The 13,536-nt window shown below is 34.7% G+C and carries 15 protein-coding genes; 13 read left to right on the plus strand and 2 right to left on the minus strand.

Annotated features, from left to right (window positions below; genetic code table 11):
- The first annotated feature begins 2 nt into the window (after window positions 1–2).
- The 10 genes from FG384_RS11415 (at window position 3) to phoU (ending at window position 11,269) form a co-directional block, all read left to right on the plus strand.
- The gene (locus FG384_RS11415) at window positions 3–1,634 is read left to right on the plus strand and encodes a Na/Pi cotransporter family protein (RefSeq protein WP_142642730.1); all 1,632 of its coding nucleotides are present in this window, start codon (window positions 3–5) and stop codon (window positions 1,632–1,634) included.
- Window positions 1,634–2,113 (plus strand): DUF456 domain-containing protein, encoded by a 480-nt coding sequence (locus FG384_RS11420; protein WP_142642867.1) that lies wholly within the window; start codon window positions 1,634–1,636, stop codon window positions 2,111–2,113. The genes FG384_RS11415 and FG384_RS11420 overlap by 1 nt, the downstream gene beginning before the upstream one ends.
- 119 nt (window positions 2,114–2,232) lie before the next feature.
- Entirely contained in the window at window positions 2,233–2,841 is a 609-nt protein-coding gene (locus FG384_RS11425; protein ID WP_142642731.1) for a superoxide dismutase, read from the plus strand.
- Window positions 2,842–3,045: 204 nt separating this feature from the next.
- Window positions 3,046–5,241 carry a peptidoglycan D,D-transpeptidase FtsI family protein gene (locus FG384_RS11430; RefSeq protein ID WP_142642732.1) on the plus strand — a complete coding sequence of 732 codons (2,196 nt, stop codon included), beginning with the start codon at window positions 3,046–3,048 and terminating at the stop codon, window positions 5,239–5,241.
- 378 nt (window positions 5,242–5,619) lie between these two features.
- Entirely contained in the window at window positions 5,620–6,534 is a 915-nt protein-coding gene (locus tag FG384_RS11435; protein WP_142642733.1) for an iron-hydroxamate ABC transporter substrate-binding protein, read from the plus strand.
- Window positions 6,535–6,881: 347 nt separating this feature from the next.
- Entirely contained in the window at window positions 6,882–7,850 is a 969-nt protein-coding gene (locus FG384_RS11440; RefSeq protein ID WP_142642734.1) for a PstS family phosphate ABC transporter substrate-binding protein, read from the plus strand.
- A gap of 84 nt (window positions 7,851–7,934) precedes the next feature.
- Window positions 7,935–8,882: a phosphate ABC transporter permease subunit PstC gene (gene pstC / locus FG384_RS11445; protein ID WP_142642735.1), complete on the plus strand. Its 948-nt coding sequence runs from the start codon at window positions 7,935–7,937 to the stop codon at window positions 8,880–8,882.
- The gene (gene pstA / locus FG384_RS11450) at window positions 8,883–9,761 is read left to right on the plus strand and encodes a phosphate ABC transporter permease PstA (protein ID WP_142642736.1); all 879 of its coding nucleotides are present in this window, start codon (window positions 8,883–8,885) and stop codon (window positions 9,759–9,761) included. It abuts the gene before it with no gap.
- Between the two features lie 28 nt (window positions 9,762–9,789).
- Window positions 9,790–10,590 carry a phosphate ABC transporter ATP-binding protein PstB gene (gene pstB, locus FG384_RS11455; RefSeq protein WP_240793408.1) on the plus strand — a complete coding sequence of 267 codons (801 nt, stop codon included), beginning with the start codon at window positions 9,790–9,792 and terminating at the stop codon, window positions 10,588–10,590.
- Between the two features lie 19 nt (window positions 10,591–10,609).
- Window positions 10,610–11,269 carry a phosphate signaling complex protein PhoU gene (gene phoU, locus FG384_RS11460; RefSeq protein WP_142642738.1) on the plus strand — a complete coding sequence of 220 codons (660 nt, stop codon included), beginning with the start codon at window positions 10,610–10,612 and terminating at the stop codon, window positions 11,267–11,269.
- A gap of 224 nt (window positions 11,270–11,493) precedes the next feature.
- On the opposite strand, the gene FG384_RS11465 is transcribed toward phoU, so the two are convergent.
- Together FG384_RS11465 and FG384_RS11470 are read right to left on the minus strand one after the other, a co-directional pair.
- A complete protein-coding gene (locus tag FG384_RS11465) occupies window positions 11,494–11,970 on the minus strand; it encodes an endolytic transglycosylase MltG (protein WP_142642739.1) in 477 nt (158 codons plus the stop codon).
- Window positions 11,967–12,320, minus strand: a complete 354-nt coding sequence (locus FG384_RS11470; RefSeq protein WP_142642740.1) for a helix-turn-helix domain-containing protein — start codon at window positions 12,318–12,320, stop codon at window positions 11,967–11,969. The genes FG384_RS11465 and FG384_RS11470 overlap by 4 nt, the downstream gene beginning before the upstream one ends.
- A gap of 175 nt (window positions 12,321–12,495) precedes the next feature.
- On the opposite strand from FG384_RS11470, the gene rpmG reads away from it, so the two are divergent.
- The 3 genes from rpmG to FG384_RS11485 all read left to right on the plus strand — a co-directional run bounded on the left by rpmG (window position 12,496) and on the right by FG384_RS11485 (window position 13,494).
- On the plus strand, window positions 12,496–12,645 hold the full coding sequence (gene rpmG / locus FG384_RS11475) for a 50S ribosomal protein L33 (protein ID WP_053588882.1): 150 nt from the start codon (window positions 12,496–12,498) through the stop codon (window positions 12,643–12,645).
- Window positions 12,646–12,712: 67 nt separating this feature from the next.
- Complete coding sequence (locus FG384_RS11480) at window positions 12,713–13,300, plus strand: 5-formyltetrahydrofolate cyclo-ligase (RefSeq protein WP_142642741.1); 588 nt, start codon at window positions 12,713–12,715, stop codon at window positions 13,298–13,300.
- Window positions 13,297–13,494 carry a YqgQ family protein gene (locus tag FG384_RS11485; protein ID WP_142642742.1) on the plus strand — a complete coding sequence of 66 codons (198 nt, stop codon included), beginning with the start codon at window positions 13,297–13,299 and terminating at the stop codon, window positions 13,492–13,494. The genes FG384_RS11480 and FG384_RS11485 overlap by 4 nt, the downstream gene beginning before the upstream one ends.
- Window positions 13,495–13,536: the final 42 nt, after the last annotated feature.

Raw genomic sequence — 13,536 nt, forward strand, 5'->3', positions numbered from 1 at the left:
AAGTGGAGCTCAATTGGCAAGAAATGCTATTTGAATTTTTTGGTGGACTAGGTATCTTTTTATTTGCCATAAAGTATATGGGGGATGGCCTACAAAAAGCTGCTGGAGATAGATTGAGAGATATTTTGGATCGCTATACAACTAACCCGTTTATGGGGGTACTAGTTGGTATTATCGTTACTGTTCTAATCCAATCTAGTTCGGGAACTACTGTTATTACGGTAGGTTTAGTAAGTGCAGGATTTATGACACTACGCCAAGCAATTGGTGTAATAATGGGAGCTAATATTGGAACGACGATTACCGCATTCATCATTGGATTTGATGTTGGTGGATATGCACTGCCAATTATGGCTGTAGGTGCATTCCTAATTTTCTTCTTTAAAAAGAATATGGCACAAAGTATTGGAGAAGTAATTTTTGGATTCGGTGGACTATTTTTAGGACTCGAATTAATGAGTAATGGTATGAAGCCGCTTCGGGAGCTTTCTGCATTTACAGATTTCACTTTAAGTATGAGCGATCATTCCATTTTAGGTGTGCTAGCTGGTACCATCTTTACTTTAATTGTACAAAGTTCTAGTGCAACTGTTGCGATATTACAAGGACTTTATGCAGAAGATTTACTTTCATTGTCAGGTTCACTACCAGTATTATTCGGAGACAATATTGGGACAACTATTACTGCAGTACTTGCTTCGTTAGGAGCATCAATTGCGGCAAAACGAGCAGCAGCAACGCATGTATTGTTTAATGTTGTAGGTACAATCGTGTTCCTCCTTCTCTTAACACCATTCACATTGTATATAGAATGGATCTCAGGTGTACTAAACTTAGAAAGCAAAATGCAAATTGCATTTGCCCATGGATCATTTAATGTTGCAAATACCATTTTACAGTTTCCTCTAATTGGAGTTTGGGCTTATGTTGTTACAAAACTAATTCCAGGGGAAGATGTATCGATTGAATATAAACCAAAACATTTAGATGTACACTTCATTGAACAATCGCCGTCTATTGCGATAGGACAAGCAAAAGAAGAAATTCTTCGAATGGGTGGGCTTAGTATACAAGGGCTAGAAACTACCTATTCTTATTTAAAAACAAAAAATAAACGAGATGCAGATACGACAAATCAAATAGAAGAAGCATTAAACAATTTAGATCAAAAAATTACAGACTATCTAGTAAAAATTTCTTCACAATCATTATCCAGTCAAGACTCTAGTAGGCACAATATGTTAATGGATACTGTCCGAGATATTGAAAGAATTGGAGATCATTTTGAAAATATTATTGAACTAATTGATTATCAACAAGTAAATCGTATTCAGATTACAGAAGATGCGATGCAAGATGTTTCGGAAATGTTTGAGTTAACAATTAATACAGTTAGAAAAGCTGTGGACGCGTTAGATACAAACAGTCCCGAGATTGCACGTGAGGTGTCAGAGCAAGAAAATACGATTGACCGAATGGAAAGACAATTTAGAAAAAATCATATTATGCGAGTAAACGAAGGGAAATGTTCTGGTCAAGCTGGTATAATGTTTGTTGATATATTAAGTAATCTTGAAAGGATTGGCGATCATGCAGTAAATATTGCTGATGCCATTTTAGGTAAACGTATTTGATAGAAATCATTGGATGGATATTAATCGTTGCTAGTTTTATCGTAGCTTTTATTGGAACTGTTTACCCTATTATACCTTCCGTATTATTTATGCTTCTAGCTTATGTAATATATGGACTGTTCTTCTCTTTTACCGAGTTAAATTGGCTATTCTGGATCATTCAGTTGTTATTCGTTGTATTATTATTTAGTGCGGATATGGCTGCGAATGCTTTTGGCGTGAAAAAATTTGGGGGTACAAAAGCGGGAGTTTGGGGAAGTACTATAGGTTTGATCATAGGTCCATTTGTTATTCCCGTTGCTGGTATTTTGATTGGGCCATTTATTGGTGCGGTATTAGCAGAATTAATTGTTACACGAGAAGGCTTTAAACAAGCTATAAAATCGGGGATTGGATCTTTAATTGGTTTTCTTACTTCTTCAATCGTAAAGATCATTGTTCTAACCGTAATGCTTGTTGTCTTTATCCTCTTCGTATGAGTTCAGTCAAAAGTATGATAATATTATTTTTAGTTGTTTTTCGTTGAACGTTTCCTCTTATTTTGATACGCTAATACATGGAAAGAATTTTCTAAATTATTCTTTAGGAGGAAACTATAATGGCATACGAATTACCACAACTACCTTACGCGTATGACGCACTTGAACCACATATTGATAAAGAAACGATGAATATTCATCATACTAAACATCACAATACTTACGTAACTAACGTAAATAATGCACTTGAAGGTCACTCTGATCTACAAGGTAAATCAGTAGAAGAGTTAATCGCTAACTTAGATGCAGTTCCTGAAGCAATTCGTACTGCAGTTCGTAATAATGGTGGCGGACATGCTAACCACTCACTATTTTGGCAAATCCTTTCACCAAACGGTGGCGGAAACCCAACTGGTGAATTAGCAGAAGCTATCGACAAAAAATTCGGAAGCTTTGACGCTTTCAAAGAAGAATTTGCTAAAGCAGCTACAACTCGTTTTGGATCTGGCTGGGCTTGGCTATCAGTTGCAAACGGAGAAGTAGAAGTTTCTTCTACAGCTAACCAAGATTCTCCGATTATGGAAGGTAAAACTCCATTATTAGGTCTTGACGTTTGGGAGCATGCATACTACTTAAATTATCAAAACCGTCGTCCTGACTACATTGGTTCTTTCTGGAATGTAGTTAACTGGGATGAAGTTTCAAAACGTTACGCATCTGCAAAATAATTATTTTATAAAAAGAAACCTAGCACACACTTTTTCGTCTAAAAGTGTGTGCTTTTTATGTTACACTAGAATATAGTGAAATTTATTAACTTTAATGCCTCCGGCGGATGCCACAGATTTTATAATAAAGTTCATCCAGCAAGTTGGATGTAAAATTATGGCCAAAATAAGCCAAGGCGAATTTGATAGAAGTAGGTGATCCTCATGCGAAAAACTCCCAATAAACGTGCACAAAGTGTAAAAGCAAAACAACGAGCTAATATTACATTTCGCATGAATATACTATTCTTTTCTATATTCCTTTTATTTACAATGTTAATCTTACGATTAGGTTATTTGCAAATTGTAAAAGGGGAAGATTACACGAGAGCTATTGAACGTACAGAAGAAGTAGCAGTGAATACGAGTGTGCCAAGAGGTCGTATTTTTGATAGCGAAGGTAGAATATTAGTCGATAATGAACCGCAACGTGCAATTACTTATACGAAAATGCAAACAACCAAATCAAGTGACATGTTTGATATTGCTGAAAAGCTAAGTGTACTAATCGAGAAGGATACAAAGGGAATTACGAAAAGTGATTTACAAGATTATTGGCTTCGGAAATATGAAGAGGAGGCTAATAACTTAGTAACAGAGGAAGAGCGAAAAGAAATTACTGCTAACGAAGATTTATCTACGAAACAGAAAAATGCGGAGATTAATAAGTTAACAAGAAGCAGAATAACAGAAGAACAATTACAATCTTTCTCTCCGGAAGAACTAGAGGTCATTGCGATATACAGAGAAATGGCTTCAGGTTACGCACTATCTCCTCAAATTATTAAAGGGGAGGACGTTTCCGTTGAAGAATTCGCTCGAGTTTCAGAGCGATTAGGTGAATTAAAAGGAGTCAATACGACGACTGATTGGAGAAGAGTAAAAACTTCTTCACTTGCAATACTAGGCTCAACAACATTACCTAAAGAGGGTATTCCAAAAGATCGTTTAGACTATTTTTTATCAAGAGATTATTCTAGAAACGATCGTGTTGGTAAAAGTTATATTGAACAACAATATGAAGAGGTACTACAAGGTAGGAAAAGTGTGGTCAAAAATATTACAGATGGTAAAGGGCGAGTTATTGATACTCAAACGGTTTTTGAAGGGGAGCCTGGAAAAGACTTAGTTTTGACAATTGATAGCGAACTTCAGATGGCACAAGAAGCAATACTTGAAAAGCAGTTACTTGAATTGAAAAATAATAATCCAGGAACAAAATATTTAGATAGAGCATTTTTTATCATGTTAAATCCAAGCACAGGAGAAGTTCTTTCATTAATTGGGAAACAAATTGTGAAAGATCCTAAAACGGGAAAACAAACAGTTAGAGACTATGCATTTGGTTCATTTACTACATCCTATGAAGTAGGTTCTACAGTTAAACCTGGAACACTACTTACTGGTTATCGTGAGAATGTAGTAAAACCTAATGAAACCATGATTGATGAACCGATTTATATAAAAGGCTCTAATCCAAAAAGTTCTGTTTTCAATAGATCTGGAAGAATTGCCATGAATGATTTAGTAGCAATTGAGCGCTCTTCTAACGTTTATATGTTTAAAATTGCTTATAGGCTTGGTGGTCAAAATTATCTTCCACATTATGGGATTAATTTTGACCTAGATGCATTCCGAAAAATGCGAAATGGATATGCACAATTAGGTTTAGGTGTGCCAACTGGAATCGACTTACCTGGTGAAGTATCAGGTGTTGAAGGCGGACTCGAAATGGGGAAACTTCTGGACCTAAGTATCGGGCAGTATGATACATATACACCATTACAGCTTGCTCAATTTGCGGCAACACTTGCTAATGGAGGAGATCGTATCCAACCTCATGTAGTGAAAGAAATTAGAGAACCTTCGACGGATGGAACACAGTTAGGAAAAGTAGTAAAAGAATTTACTCCGAATATATTAAATACAGTTGATAATACGGAGGCAGAAATTGAACGTGTTCGAAGTGCAATGCAACGTGTATATTACGGAGATAAAGGTACGGCGAGATCAGCGTTTGGAAACTCTCCATTTAATGGGGCGGGTAAGACAGGAACTGCACAATCTTTCTATTATGATCCCGAAAAAAAGAAAAGATTTAGTACTGTAAACTTAACACACATTGGTTTTGCGCCTTATGAAAATCCAGAGATAGCATACGCTGTCCTTATTCCATGGGCATCTCTTGAGTCAGATTACAAAACAAATTTTTCTACTGCACTAACAAGACAGCTAGTTGATGAGTATTTTAAAATTCAACAAAAAAATGCGGGATTGAAAGAAAATGATTCCACCGCTACACCAACTATAAAGCCTGCATATACGAATGATAAAATAGACGAAGAAGAAACTGAATCATAAGATAGCTGGTCATCCTTTTATATGAGGGTGGCCAGTTTTTTTATTGCTCAATAAATAGGCTGTTAAATATATTGTTATTATATTTTGAGCTGTAGCTAACAATAAGGCAGTGCGTGAGGAACCTTTCTCTCAATTATTCTATATATTATTAATTTGCTTTCAAGACAAAGTTTCTTTATTTTTTCCGCTACTTATAAAAAAGAATCTACTAACAACCATTAATATATTTAGTTCAAAAAATTTAATTGACAATTTTTATCATTACTATTAGTATTTTATTTGAACCAATTGAAAATGATTATCATTATTAATGTTAGAGTATTTTCATTTATTTTATTCTAATAAACTCACATTATATGAAGAAAAGGAGAAAACATTTTGAAAAAGCTATACATACCATTCCTATTTTTGTTTGTACTCATAGTTAGTGCTTGTGGAAATAATGAGACGGTGAACGAAGATAATGCAATCGATACTGAGAAAGAAACATTTACTTACCAATCAGAAACTGGACCTATTGAGGTTCCTACAAATCCCCAAAGAATAATTTCTCTTACTAACGGACCTAATGCATTGGCCTTAAATGCTAACATTATTGGGATTGATGAATGGACTAATATGAACCCTCTTTTTCAAGAAAGACTTGAGGGAGTGGAAGTCGTATCAGAGGATAACCTGGAGAAAATAATTGAACTGGAACCAGATCTAATCATAGCCGGATCTCATATGAATAATATTGATAAACTAAATGAAATTGCTCCTACTGTAGTTTACACGTGGGGGAAATTGGATTATTTAACACAACAAGTTGAAATCGGAAAACTCTTAAACAAAGAAATGGAAGCAAAAGAATGGGTCAAAGATTTCCAAGAGCGTGCTGAATCCACAGGAGAAGCCATTCGAGCAAAAATCGGTGAAGATGCAACCGTTTCTGTAATCGAAAGTGGTGATAAAGAGTTTTATGTATTTGGAAATAATTATGCGCGCGGAACAGAAATATTATATCAAGCAATGGAATTGAAAATGCCTGATAAAGTAAAGGAACTGGCACTTGAATCGGGTATCTATACCTTTTCATCGGAAATGCTTCCTGAGCTTGCTGGAGATTATGTAATCTTGAGTAAAAACCCAGATGGTGATAATTCATTTTTTGAGACCGATTTATGGAAAAACATATCTGCAGTTAAAAACAATCATGTATTTGAAATAAATACGAAGGCATCTACCTACAGTGATCCAATCACTCTAGAATATCTTCTGGTATTTTTCGGAAAATCATTTCTTAATAATTAGTAAGCAAAAAGGTGTTCTTTTTATATGAATTACTACATTACTGAACTGAACCTCGTATGGTTGATACTTTTAAAAAAAGTAGCCCCATGCGGGGTTCTATTTATATACTGGCATATTCTCTTCCTCATTAATTTCTATTTTCAGGTAACTTCTTATAATTCTTGATATGTTTATTACCTATATCTTGCACATAGTAATGATTTGATCTACATTTGTATGCTCTTGCGGATACATATATACAGTTTACAAAAGCTTTACATTACATTCACATCGACTCAACATCTATCCAGTAAAGTTGTCATTGTAAGAGAAAGAAATAGAAAAACAACTTTAGGGGGATTTACCTGATGAAGAACTGGAAGTACTTATTAATGACAACAATGGTAGGATCGGCACTTGCTCTAGGAGCTTGTGGAAATGCATCAACTTCAGAAACTACTGAAACACCAGCGGCAGAAACTGAAAAACCTCAAGAAGAAACAGCAGTTCTAGAAGGTAAAGTAGCTGGAGACGGTTCAAGTACAGTAGCACCTATCATGGAAGCAATTGTAGAAGAATATGCAGCAGTACAAAATAAAGTACAAGTAACAGTTGGTGTATCTGGAACTGGTGGAGGTTTTGAAAAATTCATCGCTGGTTCAACTGATTTCGCAAACGCATCTCGTCCAATAAAAGATGAAGAAAAAGAAAAACTTGCAGCTGCAGGTATTGACTTTACTGAATTTAAAGTGGCGTATGACGGTTTATCATTAGTAGTAAATAAAGATAATACTTGGGTAGATTCTTTAACAGTTGAAGACTTGAAAAAAATGTGGGTTGAAGATGGTTCAGTGAAAAAATGGTCAGATATTAACCCAGAATGGCCAGATGAAGAAATCGTATTCTATTCACCAGGTACAGATTCAGGAACTTACGATTACTTCGATGAAGTAGTTCTAGATGAAGCAGATTTAGTGAAAACAGCAACACTTTCTGAAGATGACAATGTATTAGTTCAAGGTGTACAAGGAGATAAGAACGCAATCGGTTACTTTGGTTATGCTTACTACCTAGCTAACAAAGATACATTGAAAGTAGTTAAAGTAGAAGGTGTAGAGCCTACTAACGAAACAATTGAATCTGGTGAATACTCACCATTATCTCGTCCACTATTTGTATACGTAAAAAACAGCGCAGTGAAAGAGAATCCAGCAACTTATGACTTTATGAAATATACTCTTGAAAATGCAGGAGATATGGCTGAAGCAGTAGGATATGTAAAACTTCCAGATGCTGATTACGATAAAGGTTTAGCTGATTTAGAAGGCTTGAAATAATAGGTTTAGGTAAATCGGAAAAGTAAAGAGACGAGTAGCAGTATTGCTACTCTTTTCTTTCGTTTGGTAAAAGGGGGATTCACCATGGCTCAAAAGGATGTTACTGGTCAACCATCAGTTCAAGAGCTAATTGCAAAATCAAATAGTAAGAAACAAAAAAAAGTAATTGAAAAACTAATTCCATTTATTTTGTTGTTAATCGCATCTGTATCCGTTTTAACGACAATTGGAATTGTTTTTACTTTAATTGTGGAGACAGTTATATTTTTCACTAAAGTTCCAGTACTAGAATTTCTGTTTGGGACGGAGTGGTTTCCGTTTGCCAATACAGAACAACAATTTGGAATACTTCCATTAGTTGTTGGAACATTAAAAGTTACAGTAATTGCTGCAATCGTAGCTGTTCCATTTGGTATAGCTTCTGCAATATTTTTAAGCGAGTATGCGAGTGAAAATTTGAGAAGAGTTATTAAACCAATTTTAGAAGTATTAGCTGGTATACCAACTATTGTATATGGATTTTTCGCATTAACTTTTGTTACTCCATTATTGCAACAATTTATCCCGGATTTGAAAATTTTTAATGCATTAAGCCCAGGTATTGTTGTTGGTATTATGATTCTACCTATGATAGCGTCATTATCCGAAGATGCTATGACTTCTGTACCAAACTCAATCCGAGAAGGTGCACTTGCCATGGGGTCTACGAAATTGGAAGTAGCATTGAAAGTAGTTTTACCTGCAGCTTTATCTGGAATTGTTGCTTCGGTTGTACTAGCACTTTCTCGTGCAATCGGTGAAACAATGATTGTTTCTTTAGCTGGAGGGTCTACACCAAAATTTGACTGGGATGTTACGGATTCCATTCAAACAATGACTGCCTACATTGTTCAAGTATCTTCAGGCGATGCAGGATACGGAACTACCATCTATTACTCTATTTATTCTGTAGGGTTTACATTATTCTTATTTACACTGTTAATGAACTATCTTGCTCACGTTATTTCAAAAAAATATCGGGAGGAATACTAAATGAAATATATAGATCATAACTCAGTCGTAAAAAGAATGAATAGTAGACTAATTGTAAATCGAATTTTAAAAACACTTTTTTTCCTTGCAACATTGTTTGCTCTATTAACAATAGCTGTCCTTTTTTATCGAATTATTACACAAGGTGTTGGTTATTTAACACCAGAATTCTTTCAGAACTTCGGTTCTCGATTTCCAGCAAAAGCCGGAGTGAAAGCTGCATTAGTCGGTTCAATATGGTTAATGTGCGTTGTAGCTCCAGTATCTTTAATATTAGGTGTTGGAACAGCTATTTATTTGGAAGAATATGCGAAGAAAAATAAATTGAATGACTTTATTCGAATGAATATCTCTAACCTTTCTGGCGTACCATCCGTTGTTTTCGGATTACTCGGATTAACTATTTTTGTTCGAGCATTATCCCTTGGAAATAGTATACTAGCTGCAGGATTTACGATGAGTTTATTGATTCTACCAGTAATTATCGTTGCTGCTCAAGAAGCAATTCGTGCGGTACCAAAAGAAGTTCGTGAAGCATCATATGGTATGGGAGCAACGAAGTGGCAAACAATAACAAAAGTTGTTTTACCTTCAGCTATTCCTGGAATTTTAACAGGTGCGATTTTAGCACTTTCTCGTGCAATTGGTGAAACAGCACCGTTAATTGTTATTGGAGTTCCTGTGATTATACAATTTTTGCCTGAAAACCTGCTTAGTCAATTTACAGCTTTACCAATGCAAATATATGACTGGGCTAAGAGACCTCAATTAGAGTTTCAAAATGTCGCAGCTGCGGGAATCCTTGTATTAATGATGTTCTTAATAATCATGAACTCCATTGCAGTATTTATTCGAAATAAATTTCAAAAAAGGTACTAAGCTTATTTGTGAATAGGGGGAAACAATGATGGAAAAGGTTCTAGAAAAAGCGTCATCAATGAACAATCAATCATCAAATATTGTCTACAATACACAACAATTAAATTTATGGTACGGAAATCACCATGCTTTAAAAAATATCGATCTTGAGATTAAAGAAAATGAAGTAACGGCAATTATAGGGCCTTCTGGATGCGGTAAATCAACATATATTAAAACATTAAACCGTATGGTGGAATTAGTACCTACAGTTAAAACTTCAGGGAAAATACTATATCGTGAACGTAATATTTTTGATGCAGATTATGGTGTTGAAGAGCTACGTACGAAAGTAGGAATGGTTTTTCAAAAGCCGAATCCATTTCCAAAATCAATTTACGACAATATTGCCTACGGACCTAGAATTCACGGAATAAAAAACAAAAAAATATTAGATGAAATAGTAGAAAAAAGTTTACGTGGAGCAGCTATTTGGGACGAAGTGAAAGATCGTTTAAATACAAATGCATACAGCTTATCAGGTGGACAACAACAACGTATTTGTATAGCACGTTGTTTGGCAATCGAACCAGACGTTATCTTAATGGATGAACCTACATCAGCACTTGACCCAATTTCTACACTAAAAGTAGAAGAACTTATTCAAGAACTAAAAGAAGATTATTCAATTATTATCGTTACGCATAATATGCAGCAAGCTGCACGTATTTCGGATAAAACAGCATTTTTCTTAAACGGGGAAGTAGTGGAGTTTGACAATACGGATGTAATTTTTTCTACACCTGAAGATAAGCGCACAGAAGACTATATTTCAGGACGTTTTGGATGAGGAAAGGGGTTAATAAGAGATGGTAGGAAGAGAGAAGTTCGATGCTGAATTAAAAAAAGTGCAGGATTTAATGCTTGAGCTGAGTAATATGGCAATTAATACATTAAATGATTCTATGGATCATTTATTATCGAATAATATTGAAGGTGCACTTACAGTAATTAATAACGATATTCATATTAATCATATGGAAGAAGAAATCAATGACCGTGTTATTTTGCTAATTGCAAAACAACAGCCTGTAGCGACTGATTTACGAAGATTAATGGTACTTGTAAAAGCAGCCTCTGATATGGAACGTATCGGAGACTATGCTGTAAATATCGCAAAAGAAACGATTCGAATCGGAAAAGATGAGCATATTGCACCAATCCATTTAATAGATGAAATGCGCATCAAAACAATTGCGATGTTAAAGCAGATTTTAGATGCTTTTATTAATGAAGATATGGAAGAAGCAAAGAAAATTGCAAAGCTGGATGATGAAATCGATGAGATGTACGGTCATGCTATTAGAACGCTCCTTTCAGTTGGTGTAGAGCAACCCTCTCAACTTAGCCAAATTACACAACTTTCTTTTGTTTGTCGATATCTAGAAAGATCTGCAGATCATGCTACAAATATGGCAGAGCGATTATTGTTTTTACTAAAGGGAAAGCATTATGAATTGAATAATTAATAATGAAAAGAGGCTGTCCAAAAGTTGTTTTTGGATGGCCTCTTTTTAAGAAATAGGAAAGTATTTTTCTGTAAATAACCAACGAAAAGTAATCTGAAGAGGGCATTGGACAAACATCAGCAAGAAAATTACCGAGAAAAAAGAGGGTTGGAAGTGACATATCCACTTCCAACCCTCCAAAAGATTCTTGTAATGATCTAGCAAACAAAAGGCGAGAGCTTGTCTTAGTTTCCTGTAATTATTTGTGCAATTTGTTTAATCGTCATAGATGAATCTAACTCGTATTCACCTATCTGAATTCGTCCTGCTAAGTTTTGGGTGATAAGATAATCCTCAAAGTCTTGTTTATTTAGAATAATCTCCGCACTTTCTAATGCATAACTGATATCTTTAGAAGTCATACCAGATTGAACAATAAGTACGAAATTTGTAACATCATTTGTTGTCTTATCATCTTTAGATGGTTGTTGCTCCACTTTTTCTGCGGAAGCTTGTACTTTTTGTGCATTTTCTAAATCTAACTGAAGCTGAGCAAGCTGTTGTTTGACAGTTTTTAGTTCTGATTGGGACTTCTCATATGCTTCTTCAATAGTTGTATTTGTCGATGTTATTTCATCTGTTTTGAACAAATGTTGCAATTGGAATACTGCACCAGCAAGAAACAATCCAATACCTAATGACCGGATGGATGCTTTGTTCATCCTTTTCCACCACCTATGACGGACTTCACTTCTTCCATAGTAAGGGAAGATCTTTTACTGATTTCAGATATTGAGTATCCTTGCTTATGTAATTCCAGTACTTGATTTTTTATGATTTCATGAATAGCTGGTTTTGGTTTTTGTTTTTTGGGTAATGCAATTTTGTTTCCTTCTATTAATAGTTCTTCTTCGACAACTTTTAGTCTTCTCTTTAAAGCACTTGTTTCCTGATAAAAAGAAAACGAAAGATCTTCCACTTCAGACTCCATTTTTTTGGAAGAATCTTTGAAGAAAAAGGAAACGATAATTAATAAAATACCTATTATCATAATAATGTTTGAAAAGTCCATCAAATTCACCTCTAAATTATTTCTTCTTATTATAATACTAACATATCCAAAAAAACTTTGAATAATTTCTTTTATTAATAGTAGATTTTCCTTGGATATATGCTATAATTGGTTAGTCGTATAAATCATGCTCAAGTTTTATATTTAATCCTGGCAAAGAGTGGGAGGGACAACCATGCGCGTTAATATTACATTAGCTTGTACAGATTGCGGAGAGCGCAACTATATTTCTAAGAAAAACAAGCGTAACAATCCAGAACGTCTTGAACTTAAAAAATATTGCTCACGTGAAAAGAAAATGACTCTTCATAGAGAAACTAAATAATAATTTAAACCAAAACCAAATGTGGTTTTGGTTTTTTTCTATTGTAAATTAGGGGGAGGAAGAAGACATGACTAAGCAAGTCCAAAGAGACGACATGAAAAATCGGCTAGCTTCTTTAGAAAAGTCACAATATCATTCCTATTCAAAAGAAATTGAATCACGCTTTCTTCAAGAGGAAAATGTAGTAAATGCATCTATCATCGGCATCACCATTTCTTCTTTTCCAGAAGTCGAAACGGAAGGAATTATTCAAAAGGTTTGGGATTTAGGAAAAACGGTTGTAGTACCAAAGTGTGCACCGAAGGAACGCACGATGACTTTTTATTCTATAGATAGCTTTGATCAGCTAGAAACGGTTTATATGCAATTATTAGAGCCTAATCCACTTTTATGTACACCAGTATCCTCGAGTGAAATTGATGTGCTTGTAGTGCCTGGAATTGTTTATAGTGATACAGGTTACCGCATTGGTTATGGTGGCGGATATTATGATCGGTTTTTAATGCAATTTAGTGGCCAAACTATTTCATTGGCATTTGACTTTCAGGTGTGCAATCATATAGAACGAGAAAGCTTTGATCTACCTGTGGACAAACTAATTACAAATACCCAAATCATTTCTTGTAAAATAAATCGCGAAGAGGAAACAAAATGAAATCCGTATATGATGTCATGCAACTTTTAAAACGTTTTGGAATATATGTTTATACAAAAGATCGTTTGGCAGATCTTGAATTGATGAAAGAGGAAATAAAAGAGTTGTACCAGATGCAAATGATAGAAGCAAAAGACTTTCAAATAGCTATACTATTATTGAGGCAAGAGCAAAATAAATATAAGAAATCATAGCGGCAAAGGTAAATAAATACTGCCGTTTTTTTTATTTGTAAA

The sequence above is a fragment of the Psychrobacillus vulpis genome (genome assembly GCF_006861825.1).
In the GTDB taxonomy this organism is placed as follows: Bacteria; Bacillota; Bacilli; order Bacillales_A; family Planococcaceae; genus Psychrobacillus; species Psychrobacillus vulpis.